General features: G+C 59.7%; 21 protein-coding genes. 16 read left to right on the plus strand and 5 right to left on the minus strand.

What is annotated here, in order from left to right:
* Window positions 1-117: 117 nt before the first annotated feature.
* Window positions 118-1,662 carry a sigma 54-interacting transcriptional regulator gene (locus tag J2X71_RS18275; RefSeq protein ID WP_029868539.1) on the minus strand — a complete coding sequence of 515 codons (1,545 nt, stop codon included), beginning with the start codon at window positions 1,660-1,662 and terminating at the stop codon, window positions 118-120.
* Between the two features lie 311 nt (window positions 1,663-1,973).
* On the opposite strand from J2X71_RS18275, the gene J2X71_RS18280 reads away from it, so the two are divergent.
* The 13 genes from J2X71_RS18280 to J2X71_RS18340 all read left to right on the plus strand — a co-directional run bounded on the left by J2X71_RS18280 (window position 1,974) and on the right by J2X71_RS18340 (window position 14,545).
* Window positions 1,974-3,827, plus strand: a complete 1,854-nt coding sequence (locus J2X71_RS18280) for a M3 family oligoendopeptidase (protein ID WP_310383599.1) — start codon at window positions 1,974-1,976, stop codon at window positions 3,825-3,827.
* Window positions 3,828-3,861: 34 nt separating this feature from the next.
* Window positions 3,862-5,022, plus strand: coding sequence for an aminodeoxychorismate synthase component I (locus tag J2X71_RS18285; protein ID WP_310383601.1), 1,161 nt, complete (start codon window positions 3,862-3,864; stop codon window positions 5,020-5,022).
* Window positions 5,019-5,648, plus strand: a complete 630-nt coding sequence (locus J2X71_RS18290) for an aminotransferase class IV family protein (RefSeq protein ID WP_310383603.1) — start codon at window positions 5,019-5,021, stop codon at window positions 5,646-5,648. The genes J2X71_RS18285 and J2X71_RS18290 overlap by 4 nt, the downstream gene beginning before the upstream one ends.
* Before the next feature lie 2 nt (window positions 5,649-5,650).
* Complete coding sequence (locus tag J2X71_RS18295) at window positions 5,651-5,935, plus strand: YciI family protein (RefSeq protein ID WP_310383605.1); 285 nt, start codon at window positions 5,651-5,653, stop codon at window positions 5,933-5,935.
* A 47-nt stretch (window positions 5,936-5,982) separates the two neighbouring features.
* Window positions 5,983-6,840: a DUF3445 domain-containing protein gene (locus tag J2X71_RS18300; protein WP_310383607.1), complete on the plus strand. Its 858-nt coding sequence runs from the start codon at window positions 5,983-5,985 to the stop codon at window positions 6,838-6,840.
* A gap of 131 nt (window positions 6,841-6,971) precedes the next feature.
* The gene (locus J2X71_RS18305) at window positions 6,972-8,417 is read left to right on the plus strand and encodes a homospermidine synthase (RefSeq protein ID WP_029868533.1); all 1,446 of its coding nucleotides are present in this window, start codon (window positions 6,972-6,974) and stop codon (window positions 8,415-8,417) included.
* Window positions 8,418-8,590: 173 nt separating this feature from the next.
* Window positions 8,591-8,959 (plus strand): outer membrane lipoprotein Omp10, encoded by a 369-nt coding sequence (gene omp10, locus J2X71_RS18310; RefSeq protein WP_029868534.1) that lies wholly within the window; start codon window positions 8,591-8,593, stop codon window positions 8,957-8,959.
* 30 nt (window positions 8,960-8,989) lie between these two features.
* Window positions 8,990-9,310, plus strand: coding sequence for a hypothetical protein (locus J2X71_RS18315; RefSeq protein WP_310383609.1), 321 nt, complete (start codon window positions 8,990-8,992; stop codon window positions 9,308-9,310).
* A 177-nt stretch (window positions 9,311-9,487) separates the two neighbouring features.
* Entirely contained in the window at window positions 9,488-11,404 is a 1,917-nt protein-coding gene (locus J2X71_RS18320) for a 5'-nucleotidase C-terminal domain-containing protein (protein WP_310383611.1), read from the plus strand.
* Between the two features lie 126 nt (window positions 11,405-11,530).
* Window positions 11,531-12,562, plus strand: coding sequence for a ferrochelatase (gene hemH, locus J2X71_RS18325; RefSeq protein ID WP_310383614.1), 1,032 nt, complete (start codon window positions 11,531-11,533; stop codon window positions 12,560-12,562).
* Between the two features lie 157 nt (window positions 12,563-12,719).
* The gene (locus J2X71_RS18330) at window positions 12,720-12,983 is read left to right on the plus strand and encodes a hypothetical protein (protein ID WP_310383616.1); all 264 of its coding nucleotides are present in this window, start codon (window positions 12,720-12,722) and stop codon (window positions 12,981-12,983) included.
* 83 nt (window positions 12,984-13,066) lie between these two features.
* Entirely contained in the window at window positions 13,067-14,086 is a 1,020-nt protein-coding gene (locus J2X71_RS18335) for an SPFH domain-containing protein (RefSeq protein WP_113320926.1), read from the plus strand.
* A gap of 3 nt (window positions 14,087-14,089) precedes the next feature.
* Window positions 14,090-14,545 (plus strand): NfeD family protein, encoded by a 456-nt coding sequence (locus J2X71_RS18340; protein ID WP_113320927.1) that lies wholly within the window; start codon window positions 14,090-14,092, stop codon window positions 14,543-14,545.
* On the opposite strand, the gene J2X71_RS18345 is transcribed toward J2X71_RS18340, so the two are convergent.
* Entirely contained in the window at window positions 14,546-15,541 is a 996-nt protein-coding gene (locus J2X71_RS18345) for a KpsF/GutQ family sugar-phosphate isomerase (protein WP_310383618.1), read from the minus strand.
* A 143-nt stretch (window positions 15,542-15,684) separates the two neighbouring features.
* Here J2X71_RS18345 and J2X71_RS18350 point away from each other — a divergent pair, with 143 nt between their 5' ends.
* The gene (locus J2X71_RS18350) at window positions 15,685-17,217 is read left to right on the plus strand and encodes an outer membrane beta-barrel protein (RefSeq protein ID WP_310383620.1); all 1,533 of its coding nucleotides are present in this window, start codon (window positions 15,685-15,687) and stop codon (window positions 17,215-17,217) included.
* A gap of 6 nt (window positions 17,218-17,223) precedes the next feature.
* Here the strand turns inward: J2X71_RS18350 and galU are convergent, their stop codons facing one another.
* Window positions 17,224-18,111 (minus strand): UTP--glucose-1-phosphate uridylyltransferase GalU, encoded by an 888-nt coding sequence (gene galU, locus J2X71_RS18355; RefSeq protein WP_310383622.1) that lies wholly within the window; start codon window positions 18,109-18,111, stop codon window positions 17,224-17,226.
* 204 nt (window positions 18,112-18,315) lie between these two features.
* Between galU and J2X71_RS18360 the strand changes: the two genes are divergently transcribed.
* Window positions 18,316-19,539: a lytic murein transglycosylase gene (locus tag J2X71_RS18360; RefSeq protein WP_310383624.1), complete on the plus strand. Its 1,224-nt coding sequence runs from the start codon at window positions 18,316-18,318 to the stop codon at window positions 19,537-19,539.
* Window positions 19,540-19,731: 192 nt separating this feature from the next.
* On the plus strand, window positions 19,732-20,943 hold the full coding sequence (locus tag J2X71_RS18365; protein WP_113320979.1) for a DUF459 domain-containing protein: 1,212 nt from the start codon (window positions 19,732-19,734) through the stop codon (window positions 20,941-20,943).
* A 96-nt stretch (window positions 20,944-21,039) separates the two neighbouring features.
* Here the strand turns inward: J2X71_RS18365 and J2X71_RS18370 are convergent, their stop codons facing one another.
* Entirely contained in the window at window positions 21,040-21,681 is a 642-nt protein-coding gene (locus tag J2X71_RS18370; RefSeq protein WP_310383627.1) for a hypothetical protein, read from the minus strand.
* A 257-nt stretch (window positions 21,682-21,938) separates the two neighbouring features.
* Entirely contained in the window at window positions 21,939-23,393 is a 1,455-nt protein-coding gene (locus J2X71_RS18375) for a glutamate synthase subunit beta (protein ID WP_310383629.1), read from the minus strand.
* Window positions 23,394-23,523: the final 130 nt, after the last annotated feature.

Consider the following 23,523-nt stretch of genomic DNA (forward strand, 5'->3'; position numbering starts at 1 on the left):
ACGATGGCAAAAATGCCACACATGATCAACCTTTTCTTTATAGAGTGAACGAGCTGCTAACAAGTGGTTTATGGACGGTAACCAAATGTGGTTGCCTTATTCTTAATAAAAATGCGCTTATGCCGCATCTTTCTGAGGATTATCGGGGTCGATACCGTAGTCCTTGAGCTTTCTATAAAGTGTGGATCGCCCGATACCTAGCTTTCTTGCCACTTGACTCATTTGTCCTCGGTAGAATTTCAAGGCAAAACGAATCAGTTCTTCCTCGACATCGGCAAGACGCCGAACATCACCAGACTGATTGACGCTTGATATCGCGTTATCGGAAGCCTCGGTCCCGCGGCGCATCGTCTCGGCGACTGATTCCGCCTGATAATCCTCGGGGAATTCCGCGTCAGGATCGAGGTGGGAATTGTCGGCAACGAGCGCCAGATGGTCCACGACATCGTAGTTCGGAAGCTGGGCGGCGATCTGCGGGAAGTCCGCCTCAGTCAGCTCCGGACCTTCGGCAAGCACGACGGCGCGGAAGATCGCGTTTTCGAGCTGGCGGATATTGCCCGGCCAGTCATAGGCGGTCAGCAATGCCAGCGCGCCGGCATTGACCGTCATGCGGCGGCCGTTCTTCTGTTCGCTGGAGAAGCGGTCGGCAAAGACGCGCACCAGATGCGGAATGTCCTCCTTGCGCTTGCGCAGCGCCGGAATGGTGATCGGGAAGACGTTCAGGCGATAGTAGAGGTCCTCGCGGAAGTGGCCATTCTTGACCTCTTCGATCAGATCCTTGTTCGTCGCCGAAATGAGGCGAACATTGACCTTGTGCGCAGTGCGCGCACCGACGGTCTCGATCTCGCCTTGCTGAACGGCGCGCAGCAGCTTCACCTGCACCTCGAGCGGCAGATCGCCGATCTCGTCGAGGAAGATGGTGCCGCCATCGGCTTCCATGAACTTGCCGATATGCTTTTCGGTCGCGCCGGTAAACGCACCCTTTTCGTGACCGAAGAGGATGCTTTCCACGAGATTGTGCGGAATGGCGCCGCAATTGACCGTCACGAACGGTTTGGTGGCGCGATCGCCCCCCGACTGGATGGCGCGTGCCACCAACTCCTTGCCGACACCCGATTCGCCTTCGAGCACGACTGGGATGTTGGACTGCGAGGCGCGCTGCGCCAGATCGATGACGCGAATCATCGCCGGGCTTGCCGAAACGATGTCGTCGAAGCCGACGGAGCCCGAACGTGAACGACGGCCGGTACGGGCCTTCACCTCACGCTGGTCGAGCTTCATGGCATTGGAAATCGACGTGTTGATACGCTCCGGAGAAACCGGCTTGACGACAAAATCGAAAGCCCCGGCGCGCATGGCCTGCACCACCGTTTCGATGCCGCCCTGCCCCGTCTGGACGATGACCGGAATCTGGGTGCCGAAATCATGCAGTGCTTCGAGGAATTCGAGGCCGGTCATTTCCGGCATCATCAAATCGAGCACGATGACGTTGAAAAGGCCGGGATCGCGCTTCACCATCTCCAGCCCGATGCGGCCGTTTTCGGCCTGATGCACCACATGGCCGCTACGCTCGATCGCGTTCTTGAGCAGACGGCGCTGGACGGGATCGTCCTCGACCACAAGGATCTGCCCTGCCCCTTTGAGCTCATTGTAACCGGTCATTGTCGCCTCACTTCATGCGAAACCATAGAGCGCACTCTGACAGAAAGGCTTGAACATCCTGTTTTGAGAAACAATTGCATTTTAACTGTTCTGACAGGCCGTTTTCGTGCCGTTACGGGCCCTTTCACACGCCGAAAACCCCTTGATGCTGGACCTTTCGGCGCCCAGAGCGCCGCGCGTCCATTCGGACGCGCAAAGGACGTCTCTCTTTTTGAAACTGCGCAATCAGCCTTTCCGAAAATCGATTCCGATTTTCGGGCCGATGCTGTAGACAGTCAGACCTGTTATAGAAGAGGAAGAGGAACCGCCCCATGAGACATATGCTTGCGCACGCCGATCTTCACCTTTCGGCAACGGCTCCCGCTGCAGCGTCGGACCCGGCTCTGGGCGAGCTTCCCTCCTGGCGGCTGCAGGATCTCTACCCCTCGGCGACCTCCACCGCCTTCGTCGCCGATATGGAAAAAGCCGGCAAGGCCGCTTCCGCTTTCGAAGAGAAATGGAAGGGCAAACTTGCCGAAGCAGCCGCCAAGAAGGGCGAGGAAGGCATCGGCCAGGCACTGAAGGAATATGAGGCGCTCGACGATATTATGGGCCGCCTCGGCTCTTTCGCTGGCCTTACCTATTTCTCGGATACGTCCAACCCGGCAAACGGCAAGCTCTATGGCGACGTCCAGGCCAAGCTTACCGACTATTCCGGCCGCTTGCTGTTCTTCGCTCTCGAACTCAACCGCATCGACGATGCAGTGATCGATGCCTGCATGGCGAACGATCCGCTTGCCGGCCATTACCGCCCCTGGCTGGTCGACCTGCGCATGGACAAGCCCTACCAGCTCGAAGATAAGCTCGAGCAGCTGTTCCTCGAAAAGTCGATGACATCAGCTGCCGCCTTCAACCGTCTCTTCGATGAGACGATGGCGGAGCTGCGCTTCGAGATCGACGGCGAGAAGCTGCCGCTCGAAGTGGCATTGAACATGCTGCAGGAAAAGGATCCGGAGGTGCGTCGCAAGGCGGCAATGGCGCTCGCGGAAACCTTCAAGACCAACATCCGCATCTTTACGCTCATCACCAATACGCTCGCCAAGGACAAGGATATCTCCGATCGCTGGCGCAGCTTCGAAGACATTGCCGACAGCCGCCATCTGGCGAACCGCGTCGAGCGCGAAGTGGTCGATGCGCTCGCTGCGGCGGTGAAGGAAGCCTATCCGCGCCTTTCGCATCGCTATTACAAGATGAAGGCGAAATGGCTCGGCATGGAGCAGATGAACTTCTGGGATCGCAATGCGCCGCTTCCGGAAACCTCAAGCGCCATCATCTCCTGGACCGAAGCCAGGGACACAGTGCTGTCCGCCTATGGCAACTTCTCGCCGGAAATGGCTGAAATCGCCAAGCGTTTCTTTGACGAACAGTGGATCGACGCCCCCGTGCGCCCCGGCAAGGCGCCCGGCGCTTTTGCACATCCGACCGTTCCATCGGCCCATCCCTATGTGCTCGTCAATTACATGGGCAAGCCGCGCGATGTGATGACGCTCGCCCATGAGCTCGGTCACGGCGTGCATCAGGTTCTTGCCGGCGCGCAAGGCGCCCTCATGTGCCAGACGCCGCTGACGCTTGCCGAAACCGCTTCCGTCTTCGGCGAGATGCTGACCTTCCGGGCATTGCTGAACCGGACGACTGACAACCGCGAACGCAAGGCCATGCTTGCCCAGAAGGTCGAAGACATGATCAATACGGTCGTGCGTCAGATCGCCTTCTACGAGTTCGAGCGCAAGGTTCATACCGCCCGCAAAGCCGGCGAACTGACCGCCGACGACATCGGCGAACTCTGGCTTTCCGTCCAGTCGGAAAGCCTTGGCCCGGCGATCAAGATTTCCGAGGGTTATGAGACCTACTGGGCCTATATTCCCCACTTCATCCATTCGCCCTTCTATGTTTACGCCTATGCTTTCGGCGACTGCCTAGTGAACTCGCTCTATGCCGTCTATCAGAAGGCCGAGAAGGGCTTTCAGGACAAGTATTTCGAGATGCTGAAGGCCGGCGGCACCAAACATCATTCCGAACTGCTGAAGCCCTTTGGCCTGGATGCAACCGATCCTTCCTTCTGGAGCAAGGGCCTGTCGATGATCGAAGGCCTGATCGACGAGCTCGAGGCACTGGACAAGGCATAAGACCGCCCGAACCCGCAGCTTCGCTGGAAAGGCAATGGCAGCGTCCGAACCCTTCATCCTGTTCCGGGACGACACGACCGGCGAAGTCATGCTCTTCGCCGGCCCGGTAAACATGATCACCGCTCGCACGAAGGCGGAATTCCTGCCGGCGCTCAAGCGGATGGAAGAGGCGCGACAGGCCGGCAAATGGCTTGCCGGTTACATCGCTTATGAGGCCGGCCATCTCTTCGAAGAAAAGCTTGCTCCCTTCGCGGAAGAGAACCGCGAGACACCGCTGCTGCTGTTCGGTGTCTTCGATGCGCCGCAGCCAGACGATCATCCTCTCGCAAGGCCACGGCAGCGCCACGAAAACGAGGAATTCCTGACCGCACCGAAGGCAGCCTGGAACTTCGCTATATATAAAGAGCGTTTCGAACGCCTCCACCGGCATCTGCGCCTCGGCGATATCTATCAGGCCAATCTGACGATGCCGATCGAAGCCCGCTGGAGCGGCGATCCGCTGGCCGCCTTCTGGTCGCTGATCGACCGCCAGCCCGTGAAATACGGCGCGTTTGCCGATCTCGGCGGTCCCATCGTTCTTTCCCGCTCACCGGAACTGTTTTTCCGCACCGACGAAGATGGCTGGATCGAGACGCACCCGATGAAAGGTACGGCCAAACGCGGTGCGACACCGGCCGAAGATGCCGAAATCGTCGAAGCCATGAAGGCCGACATCAAGACGCAAGCGGAAAACCGCATGATCGTCGATCTGCTGCGCAACGATATCTCGCGCATCACCGAGGTCGGCACGCTCGATGTTCCAAAACTCTTCGAAATCGAGACCTATCCCACCGTCCACCAGATGGTCAGCCACGTTCAGGCGAAGCTCCTGCCCTATCTTTCCATCCGCGACATCTTCGCCGCCCTTTTTCCCTGCGGCTCGATCACCGGCGCGCCGAAGATCCGCGCCATGGAAATCCTCCACGACCTCGAGGATGGTCCGCGCGATGCCTATTGCGGCGCAATCGGCATGATCTCGCCCGACGGAGCGATGCGCTTTTCCGTCGCCATCCGCACCATGACGCTGTTTGACCGCGGTAAAGCAGTCTTCAATGTCGGAGGCGGCATCGTCTTCGATTCCACGGCTGAAGCAGAATATGAGGAATGCCTGCTCAAGGCCCGCTTCGCCATCGGCGACCAATGGATTGCCCGATGACGGACTTTTCGCTGATCGAAACCCTGCGCTGGCAACCGGACGAAGGGTTCATTCGCCTGCGTCTTCATCTCGCCCGCCTCTCCCGCTCCGCCCGCCGCATCGGTTTTCCCGAGCCGATGGATGTGGTCGCGAAGCTGGAAGATGCGGTAAAGGATGATAAGGAGCCGCGCCGTATCAGGCTGACTTTCGATGGCCAGGGCCGGATCGATATTGCCACCGCGCCCTTCACGCCGCTGCCACAAGACGCGGTCTGGAAACTCCGTATAGCCAGCACGCGTCTCGATTCCACCGACAAGCTACTGCGTATCAAGACCACATGCCGGGCTGTGTACGAAACGGCGCGCGCCGAGTTTACGCCGCAGCAAGCGGATGAAGTCATCCTGCTCAACGAACGGCAGGACGTCTGCGAGGGAACCATTACGTCTGTCTTCCTTGATGACGGCTCCGGCATTCTCAGGACACCGCCGATCTCCTGCGGCCTGCTCGCCGGCGTGCTCCGCACCGAGCTCATCTGCCAGCGAAAGGCCCGCGTCGGTCGCATCACGCTCGATGATCTGGACAAGGGTATGCTTTACGTTGGAAATTCGCTACGCGGCCTGATCCGCGCCACGCTGCAAAAGGACTGACCATGCTGATCCTCTCCCTGACCTATGTGAAGCCCAATGAAGAGGCCGACAAGCACATGGAGCCGCATATGGTCTGGGTGAAGGAAGGATATGCGAAGGGCTGGTTCCTCGCTTCCGGCCGGAAGGTACCACGCACCGGCGGAGTCGTTCTCGCCATCGGCGACCGCGCCCAAATTGAAGCCTATGTCGCAGCCGACCCTTTCACCATCCATGGTGTTGCCGAATATGACATCACAGAAGTCGCGCTGACGACGGTGACGGAAGGGTTGGAGGCTCTGAAGCGCTGAGTTACAAACCGCACCCGGCAAATCGTCAGGCTCAAAAAGGAGCGGCGATGAAACGTCCGACCTACACGCCCTATGACAGCTCGGTCCGGCCCTTCACGATCGGCCTGATGCCGTTCGATCCCGCCCGCTGGATCGAACCTGACGACGATCTCAACCGCTACCTCGAGGAAAAGGCGCGGCTGGCGGGCGAGCGCCTCGACGACATCTTCGTCGCAGAGGATGGGACAGAAGCAGCCCAGCAGGAGGCGCTGGATATTCTTCTCGCTCACCTTGCCGATCGGCATCCGGCGATGCTCCGGCAGGATACGTCCGATCTGCCGCCTCTCTTCAAGGCCGGTTCACTCATCCAGGATGATCTCGTTCTGATGCGCCGCAAGGCCGATGGCTGGCATCTCGTTGCGGCCCATGTCGCCTTTCCCTCCTCGTGGTCACTGCATGAGAAATTCAGCCGGCCGATGCACGAGATCCATGCGGATGTGCCGGGCTTCGGCGAAGGCACGCGCAATGCCACACTGGTTGCCCGCATCTTCGACGGCCTGCAGAGTGCCCAGCCGGTCGAGCGGCTGAACTGGTCGGTCAACACCACGACCGATCTCTTCCTTCCCGTCTCGAAACATAGCCGGCCGCCTTACGCCGAGGCCTTCACGCTTGAAGAGCGTTTCGTCCGTGTCGAGCGACAGACCCTTCGCAAACTGCCTGTCTCGGGCGACATTCTCTTCACCATCCGCATCTATATTGATCCGATCGCCGTCATTGCCGGGCATCCGCAGGCGCGGAAACTCGCAGCCAGCTTTGCCGATCAACTGGAAGCGCTCGACGACCAGCAGACCGCCTACAAAGGGCTGACCTTGCAGCGGACGGAACTCGTGCGGAAATTGCGGGCACTTTGCAGCCCCGATATTTGACCTTTACAGGGGAACGCTCTTTATTGTGACGCCATTTTGTGATTAGAGCCGGTCACTTCGCGAGCTTCGCGGCATTTTCACATGAATTCTTTAGGCTGAAAGCCTTCGTTCCCTTCCAATAGGAGAAAAGAATGACGGAACAGAACTATCCGGTATATGGCGAAATTACCGGTCCGATCGTCATGATCGGCTTCGGCTCCATCGGCCGCGGCACGCTGCCCCTGATCGAGCGCCACTTCAAATTCGACAAGAGCCGGATGGTTGTCATCGACCCGCGCACGGACGATGCCCACATTCTGGAAAAGCACGGCGTCAAGCACATCCAGGCGCATGTGACGAAGGACAACTACAAGGAGCTGCTGAAGCCGCTCCTGACTGAAGGCGAAGGCCAGGGCTTCTGCGTCAATCTCTCGGTCGACACCTCGTCGCTCGACATCATCAAGCTCTGCCGCAAGCTTGACGTGCTCTATATCGATACCGTCGTCGAGCCCTGGCTCGGCTTCTATTTCGATAAGGACATGAAGAACGAGGAACGCACCAATTACGCGCTGCGTGAAACCGTTCGCAAGGAAAAGGCCAAGAACCCCGGCGGCACCACCGCCGTTTCCACCTGCGGCGCAAATCCGGGCATGGTGTCCTGGTTCGTCAAACAGGGTCTGCTGAACCTTGCCCGTGATATGGGCCTGAAGTTCGACGAACCGGGCCAGGACGACCGCGAAGAATGGGCAAAGCTCATGAAGAAGGTCGGCGTCAAGGGCATCCACATCGCCGAACGCGACACGCAGCGCACCATCCACCCGAAGCCGCTCAACGTCTTCTGGAACACCTGGTCGGTCGAAGGCTTCATCTCCGAAGGCCTGCAGCCGGCGGAACTCGGCTGGGGCACCCACGAAAACTGGATGCCGAAGAACGCCAAGAAGCATAAGAAGGGCTCCAAGGCCGCCATCTTCCTGGAGCAGCCCGGCGCCAACACCCGCGTGCGCACCTGGTGCCCGACACCCGGCCCGCAATATGGCTTCCTCGTCACCCACAACGAGTCGATCTCGATCGCCGACTTCTTCACGGTTAAGGACAAGGACGGCGACGTCTCCTATCGTCCGACCTGCCACTATGCCTATCATCCGGCCAACGACGCCGTTCTGTCGCTGCATGAGATGTTCGGCAACGGCGGCAAGGCGCAGCCGGTTCTCCACGTTCTCGACGAGAACGAGCTGGTTGATGGTGTCGACGAGCTCGGCGTGCTGCTCTACGGCCACGACAAGAACGCCTACTGGTATGGTTCGCGCCTGTCGCTGGAAGAAACCCGTCGTATCGCCCCCTACCAGAACGCGACTGGTCTGCAGGTAACCTCTGCCGTTCTCGCCGGCATGGTCTGGGCTCTTGAGAACCCCAAGGCCGGCATCGTCGAAGCCGACGAGATGGATTACAAGCGCTGCCTCGAAGTGCAGTTGCCATATCTCGGCCCGGTCGAAGGCCACTACACCGACTGGACCCCGCTCGATGGCCGCCCGGGACTGTTCCCGGAAGACATCGACACCAAGGATCCGTGGCAGTTCAAGAACATCCTCGTTCGCTGAACCCTGACCTATCGCTTTCGAAGATGCCCGCTGTTAGGCGGGCATTTTTGTAACGCCTGCTGTCTAAATGCCGGCCGATCTCCGTCGAAGGCTTGCCTTCGCGAAAGGCCCGCGCCATGCTTTTGGCGGACTGTCGCGGAAAGCTACCGCTTAGATTCGCCGGGAGAAGCCTTATGAAAGTCAGAACTGGTCTCGTTCTTGCGGTTGCATCGGCAGCTCTTGCCGCCTGTGTTTCCTCCGGCCCGCGCCCCCTCCCCGTTACATCAGCACCCGCTCCTACCGGTGTCGAAGGAACCTGGGCCGATCCGAACGGCATCGTCTCCACCTTCCAGTCCGGCACTTTCACGACGCGCACGACCGACAGCAACCAGCTTCTGGCCTCCGGCACCTATACCAATACCTCGCCGACGCTGGTGGAAATCAACATGACCTCGCTGGTTCGCAACACCCAGTCGAAGGTCAATTGCGCCCTCGTTTCGACGAGCCAGCTGAACTGCACCTCGGATGCCGGCGCACAGTTTGTCCTGACCCGCCGCAGCTGAAAAAAGCAGATGGGGTGAAGGCTAAGCACCATGCGGGCTTTCGCTGGTTACCTCGTCCTGTTGCTCGCAACGCCGCTTGCCGCACTTGCGGTCATTTTGCCGGCTAATGTCTATCGTGCCCAAGGTATCGCTGCCCTCGATTGCGACGGGCCGCTGCAGGTGCTGATCTTCGCCGTGCCAGCAGTTCTGATCTACGGCGCAGGCGCAGTCCTTGCCTATCGGGCCGGCCGGCGCTTTCACCGCATCGTTTCCCTTCTTTGCTTGATCATCGCGCTCGCCACATTTCCGAATATTGCAGAGGCCATGCGCGAACTCTGCCGAAGCGCTGCCGCCGGAGAATGCGTTGGATAACCAGTCGGCTTTTTTGCCCGGTTCCCCCTTGGAAAGCGGCTCCCCTGGCCCAGCTTTCCCTTGCGGCGGTGCATCGTCTGATGGAACATCCGCATGCCGGGAAACCGCCCGGGCTGACTACGGAAGGGACTGGCGAGGATCAGGGGGATCTTCGCCCTTTTAATCAGGAGAACAGGGATGACGAAGTCTTTCAGCTTCGGTTTTTTGACCGCGTCCATGCTGGCGCTGAGCACAGGCGCCGCTTTCGCGGATTACGAACTCAATATTCTTCACATCAACGATTTCCATTCACGCATTGAATCGATCAACAAGTTCGACTCCACCTGCTCGGCCGAGGAAGAAGGCAAGAATGAATGCTTCGGCGGCGCCGCCCGCCTGAAGACCGCCATCGACCAGCGCCGTCAGGCTCTGACGGGCAAGAACGTGCTGCTGCTCAACGCCGGCGACAATTTCCAGGGCTCGCTGTTCTACACGACCTACAAGGGCGCGGCTGAAGCCGAAATGCTGAACCTGATGAAGTTCGACGTCATGACGGTCGGCAATCATGAATTCGACGACAGCGAGGATGGGCTCGCAACCTTCCTCGACAAGGTGCAATTCCCCGTCGTTACCGCCAACGTCAAGGCAAGTGCTGCCTCCAAGCTTGGCGACCGCGTCAAGCCTTCTCTCGTGCTTGATGTCAGCGGCCAGAAGATCGGTATCGTCGGCGCCGTCACCAATGACACGCCGGAGCTTTCCTCGCCCGGCCCGAACGTGACGATTGCCGATGACGTCCAGAGCATCACGGCAGAGGTTCAGAAACTGAAGGGCGAAGGCGTCAACAAGATCATTGCGCTCACCCATGTCGGCTACCCGCGCGACCTCGCGATGATCGCCAAGATCCCTGATGTCGATGTGGTCGTCGGCGGCCATTCACACAGCCTGCTGTCGAACACCGATCCGAAGGCCGAAGGCCCCTATCCCACGATGGTCGACAATCCCGGCGGCTACAAGGTACCGGTGGTGCAGGCAGCCTCCTACAGCAAATATCTCGGCGATCTCGTCGTTAATTTCGATGATAATGGCGTCGTCAAGGAAGCCAAGGGTGATCCCATCCTGATCGATTCTTCCTTCACGCCCGATCCGGCTGTCACGGCACGCATTGTCGAACTGGCAAAGCCGATTGAAGACCTGCGCAAGAAGGTGATCGGCTCCTCCGAAGGCCCCATCGAGGGCGACCGCAAGGTCTGCCGCGTCAAGGAATGCTCGATGGGCAATCTGGTGGCCGATGCTATCCTCGACCGTAGCAAGAACCAGGGCGTGACCATTGCCATCCAGAACGGCGGCGGCCTGCGCGCCTCCATCGACGGCGGCGACGTCACCCAGGGCGAAGTCATCACCGTGCTGCCCTTCCAGAACACGCTCGCAACCTTCCAGCTGACCGGCGCCGATATCATCAAGGCGCTCGAAAACGGCGTCAGCCAGATCGACCAGGGCGCCGGCCGTTTCCCGCAGGTCGCCGGTCTGAAATTCACTTTCGACCAGTCGAAGCCGGTCGGCAGCCGCGTCAGCGACGTCCAGGTCAAGGACGGCGACAATTTCGTACCGATCGACAATGCCAAGACCTATAGCGTCGCCACCAACAACTTCATGCGCGCCGGCGGCGATGGCTATGTCGCCTTCAAAGACGGCCAGAATGCCTATGACTACGGTCCGGACCTGGCCGACGTGACAGCCGAATATATTGCCGCGCACTCGCCCTATAAGCCTTATACGGACGGCCGCATCACTGAAATTGCGCAGGCGGCACCTGCTCCCTCCGCAGAGCAGGCCCCTGCAGCCCCTGCACCCGCGGCCCCGGCTCCATCTACCGAACCGACCCCAGCTCCTGCAGCACCGGCCCCTTCGGCTGAACCGACCCCGGCGCCTGTCCCGGCAGCCTCCGCACCGGCCACGCCCTCGACCCACGTCATCGTTGCCGGCGATACCTTCTGGGATCTCGCCAAGACCTTTTACGGCGATGGCGCCGAATGGCGCAAATTGTCGGAAGCCAATGGTAGCCCGAACCCGCGCCATCTGCGGGTCGGCGAGGAAATCCAGGTTCCTGCCAAGTAAGACGATTTGTCCCGACCATCAGAGCCGGTCCGGGGTTCCCCGGGCCGGCTTTTCTTCTTATAGGGTGAACCGTGATCGGCCGGCTGCGTATGAGCCGGCGAGACACGAAAGCGCGTTGGGGCCAGAATGACAGATACTACACTCCGCCCGGCGGACCATCCCGCCGTCAAATTCGGCAAGGTCGGCGTCCTGCTGGTCAATCTCGGTACGCCGGATGGTACTGATTACACCTCCATGCGCCGCTACCTGCGCGAATTCCTGACCGACAAGCGCGTCATCGAATGGTCGCCCTGGAAATGGTATCCGATCCTGTTCGGCATCGTCCTCAACACGCGCCCGCAGAAGGTGGGCAAGGCCTATGAGACGATCTGGAACAAGGATCTGAATGAAAGCTGGCTACGCACCTATACCCGCAACCAATCGGACTTCATGGCCGAACGGCTGCGCGACGTGCCAAACGTCAAGGTCGATTGGGCAATGCGGTATGGCACGCCATCGATCCCCTCGCGTATCGAAGCGCTGAAGGACGAGGGTTGTGACCGCATCCTGCTCTTCCCGCTCTATCCACAATATGCGGCAGCTACCACCGCGACCGTCAACGACAAGGCCTTCCAGAAGCTTCTGACCATGCGCTGGCAGCCGGCGTTGCGCACGGTGCCTGACTATCACGACGACGAGACCTATATCGAAGCGCTCGCCAAATCCGTCGAACAGCACCTTGCCACCCTCGACTGGAAGCCCGAGATGCTGCTCGCCTCCTTCCACGGCATTCCCCTCTCCTATTTCCAGCAGGGCGATCCCTATTACTGCCAGTGCCAGAAGACCGGCCGCCTGCTGCGCGAGCGCCTCGGGCTGACAAAGGAAAATTTCATGGTCACCTTCCAGTCCCGCTTCGGACCAGAGGAATGGCTGCAGCCCTATACCGACAAGACTGTCGAGAAGCTGGCGCAGGATGGCGTCAAGCGCATCGCCGTCATGAACCCCGGCTTCGTTTCCGACTGTCTGGAGACGCTGGAAGAGATCGCCGAACAGGCCGCCCATTCTTTCAAGCACAATGGCGGCGAGCAGTTCACGCATATTCCCTGCCTGAATGACAGCGAGGACGGCATGCAGGTGCTGGAAAAAGTCGTGCGCCGTGAGTTGTTGGGCTGGGCATGACAGACGCGGCCCCAGATTTTCTGGCGCCCTGCAATAGATAAAAATATCCCGCGCGCCAGATCTAAAGAATGGCCGATAGGCGATCGCAATCGCGCCAGAGGCGCGGCTGCGGCCCGCAGATTCGTGGCCTGCTGCTTTATCGATCTGGACGTACTTTATGATTTCGGGTTTCAGAAAATTGATTGTCCTCGCCTGCTTGCTCGTCATTGCAGGTGGCGGTTATCTTGCGTGGGAGCACTATCAGCGGGTCTATGCCAACGCCCCTCCCAAAGGCATCGTCGGTCAGGTCGCATGTCAGCTTCGCCTCCGCGATGTCAAAACCAGCAATCTGAAGCCGGACGATCAGCCGTTTCTCACCAATTGCCTGATGGGCGGCTACATCACAAAGAGCGACCTCGATGATGCCGGCCTATCACCCTGATTTGACAGGCGAGGCCGTCATTCCTTCCTTGCAAAGAACGTGATAACTCACCACGTCAGATAGGTGGGCTTAGGGAGGAATACATGCTGCTGAGCGGCTTCGATATCGTCGTGATCGTATTGGTGGTTTTTGTCATCCTGGTGCTCTTTGCGGGCATCAAGACGGTTCCGCAGGGCTACCGTTATACGATCGAGCGTTTCGGCCGCTATACGCGCACGCTGGAACCCGGCCTGAACCTGATCACCCCTTTCATCGAACGCGTCGGCGCCAGGATGAACGTGATGGAGCAGGTGCTGAACGTGCCCACCCAAGAGGTGATTACCAAGGACAATGCCTCGGTCTCAGCCGATGCCGTATCCTTCTACCAGGTGCTGAATGCCGCTCAGGCCGCCTATCAGGTTTCCAATTTGGAAAATGCTATCCTGAACCTCACCATGACCAATATTCGCTCCGTCATGGGCTCTATGGATCTTGATGAGCTGCTCTCCAATCGCGATGCGATCAACGACCGGCTGCTGCGCGTCGTGGATGAAGCCGTACAGCCTTGGGGCATCAAGGTCACCCGCGTCGAGATCAAGGATATCCAGCCGCCGCGCGACCTCGTCGACGCGATGGCCCGCCAGATGAAGGCCGAGCGCGAGAAGCGTGCCCAGGTGCTGGAAGCTGAAGGTTCGCGCAACGCGCAGATCCTGAGAGCCGAAGGCGCCAAGCAGTCCGCCATCCTTCAGGCCGAAGGCCAGCGCGAAGCCGCATTCCGCAATGCCGAAGCCCGCGAACGCCTGGCAGAAGCCGAAGCCAAGGCGACGAAGATGGTCTCGGAAGCGATCGCCGCCGGCGACGTCCAGGCAATCAACTATTTCGTTGCCCAGAAATACACCGAGGCGCTCGCTTCGATCGGCTCGGCGCCAAATTCCAAGATTGTCATGATGCCGATGGAAGCGTCTTCCATTCTCGGCTCACTTGGCGGCATTGGCGCGATTGCCCGGGAGGTCTTTGGGGAAGGCAACAATCCGCCGCCGCCTCCCCGGGCAGTTCCGGCGCGCTCCACGCCGTCGGTCGGCCCGGCTCCGGCCAATCCCTTTAATCCCAATCCGGAGCGGTAAGCCATGCTGGCGAAGATCGTCGGCGAACTTGGGCCGTGGAGCTGGTGGGTGGCAGGCCTCGTGCTGCTTGCAGCCGAGATGGTCGTGCCAGGCTTCTTCCTGGTCTGGATCGGGCTTGCCGCACTTGCCGTCGGTGTTTTGTCGCTGCTCTTCTGGGATGCCGCTTTCTGGATCTGGGAGCTTCAGGCAATCCTCTTCGCCATCCTCGCGGTCGCAGCCACGCTCATCGGCCGGCGGCTGACACTGCGCAATGCCACGACGGATGAGCCGTTCCTCAATCAGCGCGGCGCGAGCCTCGTTGGCCGTACCGCGACGCTGCGCGAGCCGATCCGCGAAGGCCGCGGCCGCATTCGTCTCGATGACACGACGTGGCAGGTCATGGGGCCGGATCTTCCGGCCGGAACGCAGGTCAAAGTGGTTTCGAGCAACGGCCGCGACCTGACGGTCGAGCCAACCTGATCAGGCCACACCGATCCGCAAGAGATCGTGGAAGTGAACGAGCCCGATTGGGCGCTGCTCGTCATCGATGACCATAAGCGCACCGATCTTGTATTGTTCGAGCAGTGCCAAGGCCGCAGTCGCCAGTATCGTCGGCCTGACCGTCTTCGGCGCGCGCGTCATGATGTCATCGACTGTCAACTCCGCGAGATTGCGGCTGAGGTTGCGGGACATGTCACCATCAGTGACGATGCCGCAAAGCCGGCCCTCCGCATCAAGCACGCCGACGCACCCGAAATGCTTGTGAGACAGAACCTTGATCGCCGCCGGCACCGACGTGCCTTGCGCAACCAGCGGCAGGCGGTCACCGGTGTGCATGATGTCGGCAACATGCATCAGGCTCGCGCCCAGCTTGCCGCCAGGATGGAAAACATGGAAATCTGTCGCCGTGAAACCCCGCGCGTCCAGAAGCGCAATCGCCAGTGCATCACCGAGCGCAAGCTGCATCATGGTCGATGTGGTCGGCGCCAGCCCGTTGGGGCAGGCCTCTTCCTCATTGGGGATCAGCAGCGCGATATCTGCGGCGGTCGCCAGTGAGGACTGTGGGCTGCAGCTTATGGCAATCAGCGGAATGGAAAAACGCCGTGTGTAGGAAATGATGCTCTTCAGTTCCGCGCTCTCGCCGCCTTTGGAAATCGCCAGCACGACGTCGTCGCCGGCGATCATGCCGAGATCGCCGTGATTGGCTTCCGCTGCATGCACGAAAAAAGCGGGCGTTCCCGTTGAAGCGAAGGTAGCCGCGATCTTCGTGCCGATATGGCCGCTCTTGCCGACGCCGGTCACGATCACACGGCCGGTATTCTCGCCAATCATCTCGACCGCACGAGTGAAGGGGCCGGCCAGCCCATCATCGAAGGCACGTTCCAACGCCTCAAGGGCACGTCTTTCGATGCTGACGGTGCGCTTGCCCGACTCCAGCACGCTGTTTTCGACGAGTTTTACCGCTCTCCTGATCATGGCAATGCGTTAGACCTTTTCACTTTACCTGTCCACCCGACAATGTTTCCCATGTATGAACGCGCAGCCCGCACGGCAACGAATGGTTAACCACAAGGCTTTACGCTTGGGTAAGACTTCGAAGCATTTCAGGCGCGGATTGAATGGGCCAGGGAAAACAGACGAGCAGTGTGACGCCGCTCCGCGCCATGAGCCGTGCCGTCTCCATCACGGCTATCGGCCTGCTGTTCGTGCCCGCCGCTTTCGCACAGCAGACGACGTCTCAACAAGCACCGGCAAGCACGGCAAATTCCCGCACGACAGCCACACAGGGCGCAACCACGTACAATGCGGCGCCGGATTTCGGCGATACGGGCGATGCCGCGACCACTCCTGCCAACAATGTCCGGGATCAGGATTCGGATGCAGCGGCTGGCCGCACTCCGACAACACAGCCCGACGATGAGGTTACCGGCGCGATCCTCGACGAGGATATGCGCAGGCTGAACACCCGCGAACCGCGCCTGGACGAAACGCCGGCGCGCAAGGTGCCGGAAAGTATCTCGACCGAGCAGACGCCCGGCATCCCTCTCGGCAGCTTTGTCCTGCGCCCGAGCGTCACCCAAACGATCAATACCGAGACCACGAAGGACGGTGGAACGAAAAAGAGCCGCGGCTTCCTCGAGACCGATATGGGCGCGACGCTGACCTCCGACTGGAGCCGGCATCAGCTGACCGTCACCTCCGAGGGCGCCTGGCAAAAGAACATCAGCGGCGAAGGTGAAGAACAGCCATCCTTCAAGATCAACGGCGATCTGCGCCTGGACCTGACGCGCGACACCGTCGGCCACATCACTGGTGGCTATAATTTCTACCGCGAAGACACTGATGATCCGGATGCGATCACCAACGCCGATCAGCAATCCGATGTGCAGGAATTTACCGGCGGCGCCTCCATCGAGCACGACTTCGGCATCCTGCGTGGAACCGCCGCCGTTGCGCTTTCGCGCTCGATCTATTCCGATGCCGAACTCTCCAACGGCACGACAGTCTCCATGAGTGACCGGAACCAGACCACGGGCACGGTGCGCGGCCGAATCGGCTATGAACTCTCGCCGGCACTCATTCCCTTCATCGAGGCGTCGATCGGCAAGACCAACTATGATGAACGCACCGATTCCTCCGGTTATCGGCGTTCGGGGGACAGCTACGGCGCCAAGGGCGGCGTTCAGGTCGATATGGGCGAAAAACTCAAGGGCGAGGTCGCGGTCGGTTATGCGACGGCGGATTTCGATGATGACAGGCTGAAATCGATCGATACGGCGACACTCGATGCTAGCCTGCTCTGGTCGCCGATCCGCGGAACGAATGTCAATCTGGACCTCCAGACCAGCATCCAGCCTTCCACCGCAGCGGGCGAAAGCGGCTATGTTTCGCATCAGCTGACATCCACGGTCGATCATCAGCTGCGCGACAATCTGGTGGCCACTGTCATCGGTGGCGTGACGCTGCGCGATTATCCGAGCGGCAGCACGATAAGCGACGAGACGGTTTACACCGCCTCGACAGGTCTTGTCTGGAACATCAACCGCTACCTCGACTTCACCAGCACGCTTGGCTACGAGCTGACGACACGCAAGGAAGGCGACGACTCGCAGCAATGGCGAGCCGGCGTCGGTCTCAAGGTGAAGCGCTGAAGGGCCTTAGTTCAGGCCGGCGAGAAGGTCCCTGAAGCCGCCCTCAACCGTCGGACGGATATCCGCACGCTCAAGAGCGAAGGCGACGTTGGCGAGGATGAAGCCATCCTTGGCGCCGCAGTCGTAAGTTTCACCCTTGAAGTGATAGCCAGCGAAATCCTGTTCCTTGAGCAGCTTCAGCATGCCGTCGGTGAGCTGGATTTCGTTACCTGCGCCGCGTTCCTGGGTTTCCAGGATTTTGAAGATCTCCGGCTGCAGGATATAGCGACCGTTGATGAAGAAGTTTGAAGGAGCCGTACCCTTGGCAGGCTTTTCAACCATGCCGGTGATCCGGAAGCCTTCGCCGATAGCTTCGCCAACGCCGACGATGCCATATTTGTGAGCCTGGTCGGGAGCGCATTCCTCGACAGCGATGATATTGCCGCCGCTGTGTTCGTAGAGCTCGATCATGCCCTTCATGCAGCCCTTTTGATCCTTCATGATCATGTCGGGAAGAAGCAGTGCGAAAGGTTCGTCGCCGACGATCTCGCGGGCGCACCAGACGGCGTGGCCGAGGCCGAGCGGCTCCTGCTGACGGGTAAAGCTCACCGTGCCTGCCTTGGGAAGCTGCTGCTGCAGCAGGGTGATCTCCGCCTTCTTGGCGCGCTCCTTGAGCGTCTGCTCAAGTTCGAAATGAATATCGAAGTAATCTTCGATGACATGCTTGTTACGACCAGTAACAAAAACCAGATGTTCAATGCCTGCTTCAAGTGCTTCGTCGACAACATACTGAATGATTGGTTTATCGACGACCGTCAGCATTTCCTTTGGAACCGCTTTAGTGGCTGGAAGGAACCGCGTTCCCAGACCTGCGACTGGAAATACTGCCTTGCGAACTTTCTTATTCAGAGCCACACCGACCTCCTGTTTTGACTATACCGCTTTTAACGAAACGCTACATCGATTTGAACTAGTATAGAATTGCTACCGTTTTGCAAATGGTGACTGGACCGGCCGGGCATGGTAAAGAATTTGTTGACTCCGTTCCTGTAATTTCGGCGTAGGACGGACATGACGTACCGCCCAGGCTAAAACTGAAGATGACGGATACGACTGCCGATGACCCAGAAATATATAAACTCCCTTCGTGGTCTTGCTCTCGCCCTCGTTGTCGCCACAGCGACCGGACTGGCCCCCAATAACGCAAAAGCTGATGCCCGGTTCCAGAAGTGGATCGCGGACTTCTACCAAACTGCCGCGCAGAGTGGCATCAGTAAGGCAACCTATCAGAAAGCCTTTTCCGGGGTAAGCGAACCTGACCCCACAGTGCTGGAAAAGGCAACTTATCAGCCTGAATTCACATCGAAGATTTGGGATTACATCGATTCCCGCGTCAATCCCTACACTGTGGAAATCGGCCGCAAGATGGCCGCCAAGCATGCCAAGACGCTGGATGTGATCCAGCGCCACTTCGGCGTCGACAAATCGATTCTGCTCGCCATCTGGTCGATGGAATCAAATTACGGGGCAGTTCTCGCTAAGGATGAGCGCCTTCACTATGTGCCGCGCGCATTGGCAACGCTTGCCTTTGCCGATCCCAAGCGTGCCAAGTTTGCCAAGAAGCAGTTGATCGCAGCCCTGAAGATCCTGCAGAATGGCGATGTGCCCGCCAAGGAAATGACCGGCTCATGGGCTGGCGCCATGGGCCACACCCAGTTCATCCCGACAAGCTATCTTCTCTATGCGGTGGACGCTGACGGCAACGGCCATCGCGACATCTGGAATTCCGTGCCCGACGCGCTGGCGACCTCGGCCAATCTCCTCATGAAGAACGGCTGGGACGCTGGCAGAACCTGGGGCTACGAAGTCGCAGTACCGGCATCTGCCGCACAGCAGGTCGGCAAGACGCGCACGCTCGCCCAGTGGGCAGCCCTTGGCCTGAAGCGTCCGAATGGCAAGCCTTTCAAGGATGGCGACACCCGCGCCATGCTGAAGATGCCGGCAGGTAGCGATGGTCCGGGCTTCCTGATGACGGCGAACTTCTTCACCATCAAGAACTACAATGCCTCCGACAGCTATGCGCTCGCCGTCGGCCTGCTTGCAGACCAGATTGCCGGCTTTGGCGGAATGCAGCAGCGCTGGCCGCGTCCGGAAGGTGCGCTCGACATCACCGAGAAGTTCGAATTGCAGACACGCCTGAAGACGCTCGGCTATTACAGTGGTGATGTCGACGGCAATTTCGGCTCCGGCTCCAAGGCAGCCATCGCCGCTGTTCAGGAGCGCATCGGCATGCAGCCGGATGGTGAGCCTTCACTTTCGCTTCTCGACGCGCTGCGCCGTTAGCGCGTCGTGCGTCCATTTGGACGCACAAAGGACATTCTAACTCCTTGAATCTACGTATCGTGCTTTCCGAAAATCATTCCGATTTTCGGGCCGATGCTGTAGAAGCGGGGAAAGCCTGACCTAAATAATATTGGTGGTGTGGACGGAAAGCAGCTGCCTATGCAAGATGCCCGGCAGATGCGGAACTGCCCGATGACAAGACAAATTGACCGGACCCGATGGATTCGTGGGCTTGCGCTTGCCGCAGCCACGCTTTCCCTTTGCCTTGGTTCGATGCTGCCGGCCGACTATGCTGAGGCGCAGGAGCTTCGCTATCAACGCCGCTCCATCCTCGATTTCTTTCTCGGCCGCCGTTACATCGATGAGAACCCGCAGCCCGAAATGCGCGGCCAACCGCGGCGGCAACAGCAGCAACGTAGGCGCGCACCCGCGCAGAAGGCCGTGACGCCAATGCGCACGGCGCCGGTCGCGCCCGCTGAACCCGTGGTCCAAAAGCTGGACAATGCCCAGAAAATCCTGATCGTCGGTGATTTTCTCGCCGGCGGCCTGGGCGACGGCCTCACCGCCGCCTTTGAAACCTCGCCCGGCGTCGTAGTCGAGGCCCGCAGCAATGTCTCTTCCGGCCTCGTGCGCGACGACTATTACAACTGGCCCGGCGAATTGCCGAAGATGATCGACGAGCTGAAGCCGGCAATGGTCGTTGTCATGATCGGCGCCAATGATCGCCAGCAGATGGTGACCGATGCCGGCAAGGAAAAATTTCGGACCGACGGCTGGTTTACCGAGTATCAGCGCCGCGTGCTGGCCTTCGGCAAAGAGATCACAAGCCGCAAGATCCCGCTGCTCTGGGTCGGACTTCCTGCCTTTGAATCCGATTCGATGACGGCCGATGCCGTTCAGATGAACCAGCTCTACCGCAACCAGATGGAAAGCATCGGTGGCGAATTCGTCGACATCTGGGACGGTTTCGTGGACGAGAACGGCAAGTTCATCGTCACCGGCTCCGATGTCAACGGCCAGCAGGTGCGCCTGCGCACCACTGACGGCATCAACCTGACCCAGGCCGGCCGCCGCAAGCTCGCATTCTACGTGGAAAAACCGGCGCGCCGCCTCCTCGGCACCCAGGCAAGTCCCGATCTCGTGCGCCTCGACCCCGGCAACCTGCCGGCACTGACGCTGCCCACCAATCCGGTGGAACACACGCAGCCGATCAGCCTGTCCGACCCGAACCTCGATGGTGGAGCGGAATTGCTTGGCGCCAGCAAGACGCCGCCGGTAACACTGACCAAATCGCCACGTGATCTGCTGGTCGAACAGGGAGAGATGGCACCGGCGCCGGCAGGCCGTATCGACGACTATCGCATGCCGACGCTGAAGACGACGGCGGAAGTTTCCGTGAAATGAGAAACGGCCGTTAGAGCGCCGTGCGCCCATTCGGACGCATTAGGGACGCTCTAACTCTTTGAATCTACGCATCGACCCGAAAATCGACGGTCCGGATTACTTGGCTGCCGCCTGCGGCCAAGTCAGATAGTAGAAGTTAGAGCCGATCTGGCCGAAATAGGCATTGCTGTTGTCGACCTTATCCACATAGTGACCGGCCTGCTTGACGAACGAGGCATCATCGCCGCGCTTCAGATGCGCGTTGAGAAAGTCGTTCCAGCCGCTGGTGTCGATATCGGTGCCGGGCTTGCTGTCCGTATTCGCTTCATCCGGATTTTCGACATCCCAGGCGGCGATGGAAACGCCCTGCGTCGGATCGGAGACCGTCAGCGTACCATTTTCAAGAGCTGTCAGCACGTCATGTGCCGTACCATCGGTGCCTTCCTGCTGGGCCGCCTCTTCAAGCTGCTTTTTTAGCATGGCCATGAAGGACGAACTCGTCACATCGGGATTTTCGCTGGATATGTCCGTCGTCTCGTCTGTCTGATCGTTCTGCGTCGAAAGCGTATCGAGCAGGCTTGCAAGCGCATTGTTGGAAAGCAGCGAAGACGTGTCCGGGTCCAGACCGTAGCTGCTGAGAATGCTGGCAGCACCGGAGGATTCGGTGGCACTCTGACTGCTGTCGTCATCGGAACCGCGCAGGTTCTTCAGGGCGTATTGGGCTGAGACCAGCCGCGTACTGTCGATTGCGGAAACCATGGTTTGTCCTTTGTGATGGTCCGCAGCAACCATGTCCCTTGCGCCGCGGCCAACAGTGAAACGCCTCACGACTGAACGGGCGGGGGCATGTCCAGCCAGTCGCCGCAGGCCGGTTCGGGCCTGCATACGCAGGAAAACTGCAGCTCGGGAATTGCATGAAGCTTGCCGGAAGCCGGGGCGCGTCAACCGGTCGCACCACGAAAAACTCCGCCGGAATGCGGCGGAGTTTTATTGCTCGACGAATTGTTTGTGGCCGATCAGCGCGGCAGGACGGTGGAGCCCATCAGCGCCTCGTCAATCGCGCGCGCAGCCTGGCGGCCTTCGCGGATTGCCCAGACCACCAGCGACTGGCCGCGGCGCACGTCGCCCGCCGTCCAGAGCTTGTCGATCGAGGTCTTGTAGTCAAGGTCGTTAGCAACGACGTTGGTCGATCCGCGCTTGTCGATATTGAGTATCAGCTTGCCGTCGAGCTCCTTCAGCACGCTGTCGTTGAACGGACCGCTGAAGCCGATGGCGATAAAGGCAAGATCTGCCTTGATGACAAAATCCGTACCCGGAACCGGGCGGCGGCGCTCATCGACTTCACAGCACTTCACGCCTGTCAGGACACCATCTTCGCCGACAAATTCGAGCGTGGCGACCTGGAATTCGCGGATCGCGCCTTCGGCCTGCGAAGAGGAGGTACGCATCTTCGTGGCCCAGAACGGCCAGACGGCGAGCTTGTCTTCCTTTTCCGGCGGCTGCGGACGAATGTCGAGCTGGGTCACCTTGACCGCACCCTGACGGAAGGCCGTGCCGACGCAGTCCGACGCCGTATCACCACCGCCGACAACGACGACATGCTTGGCGCCGGCCAGGATCGGATCGGACGGCCAACCGGTGCTGTCGATATTCTCGCGGCCGACGCGCTTGTTCTGCTGAACTAGATACGGCATTGCATCGTGAACACCGGCGAGATCGATGCCCGGAATGCCGGCAGCGCGCGGCGTCTCGGAGCCGCCGCAGTAAAGCACGGCATCATAATCCGCGAGCAGCTGCTCGACCTTGACGTCAACGCCGACATTGACGCCGCAATGGAACGTCACGCCCTCGCCTTTCATCTGCTCCACGCGGCGATCGATGAAGTTCTTCTCCATCTTGAAATCCGGAATGCCGTAACGCAGCAGGCCGCCGGGCTTCGTCTCACGCTCGTAGACATGCACGTCATGGCCGGCGCGACCGAGCTGCTGGGCGGCCGCCATGCCGGCAGGGCCGGAGCCAATGATCGCAACCTTCTTGCCGGTATGGATCGTTGCCGGCTGCGGACGGATGAAGCCGAGCTCGTAAGCCTTGTCGGCAATCGCCTGTTCGACCGTCTTGATGGCAACCGGCGTATCCTCGAGGTTCAGCGTGCAGGCCTCCTCGCAAGGCGCGGGGCAGACCCGGCCAGTGAACTCCGGGAAGTTGTTGGTTGAATGCAAGTTCTGGATCGCCGCTTCCCAGTTGTTGTTGTAGACGAGATCGTTCCAGTCCGGAATCTGGTTATGCACGGGGCAGCCAGTCGGGCCGTGGCAATAGGGGATGCCACAGTCCATGCAGCGGGCTGCCTGTTTCTGCACTTCCGGGTCCGACATCGGGATCGTGAATTCGCGGAAATGACGGATACGATCCGACGCCGGCTGATACTTCGCTACCTGCCGGTCGATTTCCAGAAAACCTGTAACCTTACCCATATTTTCGTCCCTTACCCTCATGACCGCCTCGCCCGCGGCCAGTTGTCTGTTCAGCCTCGATCGCGGAGGCAGGTTGTTTGTCTTGACCGTCATTCGAACATATCCCCTGTCGCCATCCACGCAGTTGCAC

It is taken from the genome of Rhizobium sp. 1399, from assembly GCF_031455475.1.
Taxonomy (GTDB): domain Bacteria; phylum Pseudomonadota; class Alphaproteobacteria; order Rhizobiales; family Rhizobiaceae; genus Rhizobium.

What these genes read in the sequence shown, in the direction of transcription:
- J2X71_RS18275 (WP_029868539.1), bottom strand. Translation starts at nt 1,662, where the DNA reads ATGACCGGTTACAATGAGCTCAAAGGGGCAGGGCAGATCCTTGTGGTC.
- J2X71_RS18280 (WP_310383599.1), top strand. Translation starts at nt 1,974, where the DNA reads ATGAGACATATGCTTGCGCACGCCGATCTTCACCTTTCGGCAACGGCT.
- J2X71_RS18285 (WP_310383601.1), top strand. Translation starts at nt 3,862, where the DNA reads ATGGCAGCGTCCGAACCCTTCATCCTGTTCCGGGACGACACGACCGGC.
- J2X71_RS18290 (WP_310383603.1), top strand. Translation starts at nt 5,019, where the DNA reads ATGACGGACTTTTCGCTGATCGAAACCCTGCGCTGGCAACCGGACGAA.
- J2X71_RS18295 (WP_310383605.1), top strand. Translation starts at nt 5,651, where the DNA reads ATGCTGATCCTCTCCCTGACCTATGTGAAGCCCAATGAAGAGGCCGAC.
- J2X71_RS18300 (WP_310383607.1), top strand. Translation starts at nt 5,983, where the DNA reads ATGAAACGTCCGACCTACACGCCCTATGACAGCTCGGTCCGGCCCTTC.
- J2X71_RS18305 (WP_029868533.1), top strand. Translation starts at nt 6,972, where the DNA reads ATGACGGAACAGAACTATCCGGTATATGGCGAAATTACCGGTCCGATC.
- omp10 (WP_029868534.1), top strand. Translation starts at nt 8,591, where the DNA reads ATGAAAGTCAGAACTGGTCTCGTTCTTGCGGTTGCATCGGCAGCTCTT.
- J2X71_RS18315 (WP_310383609.1), top strand. Translation starts at nt 8,990, where the DNA reads ATGCGGGCTTTCGCTGGTTACCTCGTCCTGTTGCTCGCAACGCCGCTT.
- J2X71_RS18320 (WP_310383611.1), top strand. Translation starts at nt 9,488, where the DNA reads ATGACGAAGTCTTTCAGCTTCGGTTTTTTGACCGCGTCCATGCTGGCG.
- hemH (WP_310383614.1), top strand. Translation starts at nt 11,531, where the DNA reads ATGACAGATACTACACTCCGCCCGGCGGACCATCCCGCCGTCAAATTC.
- J2X71_RS18330 (WP_310383616.1), top strand. Translation starts at nt 12,720, where the DNA reads ATGATTTCGGGTTTCAGAAAATTGATTGTCCTCGCCTGCTTGCTCGTC.
- J2X71_RS18335 (WP_113320926.1), top strand. Translation starts at nt 13,067, where the DNA reads ATGCTGCTGAGCGGCTTCGATATCGTCGTGATCGTATTGGTGGTTTTT.
- J2X71_RS18340 (WP_113320927.1), top strand. Translation starts at nt 14,090, where the DNA reads ATGCTGGCGAAGATCGTCGGCGAACTTGGGCCGTGGAGCTGGTGGGTG.
- J2X71_RS18345 (WP_310383618.1), bottom strand. Translation starts at nt 15,541, where the DNA reads ATGATCAGGAGAGCGGTAAAACTCGTCGAAAACAGCGTGCTGGAGTCG.
- J2X71_RS18350 (WP_310383620.1), top strand. Translation starts at nt 15,685, where the DNA reads ATGGGCCAGGGAAAACAGACGAGCAGTGTGACGCCGCTCCGCGCCATG.
- J2X71_RS18360 (WP_310383624.1), top strand. Translation starts at nt 18,316, where the DNA reads ATGACCCAGAAATATATAAACTCCCTTCGTGGTCTTGCTCTCGCCCTC.
- J2X71_RS18365 (WP_113320979.1), top strand. Translation starts at nt 19,732, where the DNA reads ATGACAAGACAAATTGACCGGACCCGATGGATTCGTGGGCTTGCGCTT.
- J2X71_RS18370 (WP_310383627.1), bottom strand. Translation starts at nt 21,681, where the DNA reads ATGGTTTCCGCAATCGACAGTACGCGGCTGGTCTCAGCCCAATACGCC.
- J2X71_RS18375 (WP_310383629.1), bottom strand. Translation starts at nt 23,393, where the DNA reads ATGGGTAAGGTTACAGGTTTTCTGGAAATCGACCGGCAGGTAGCGAAG.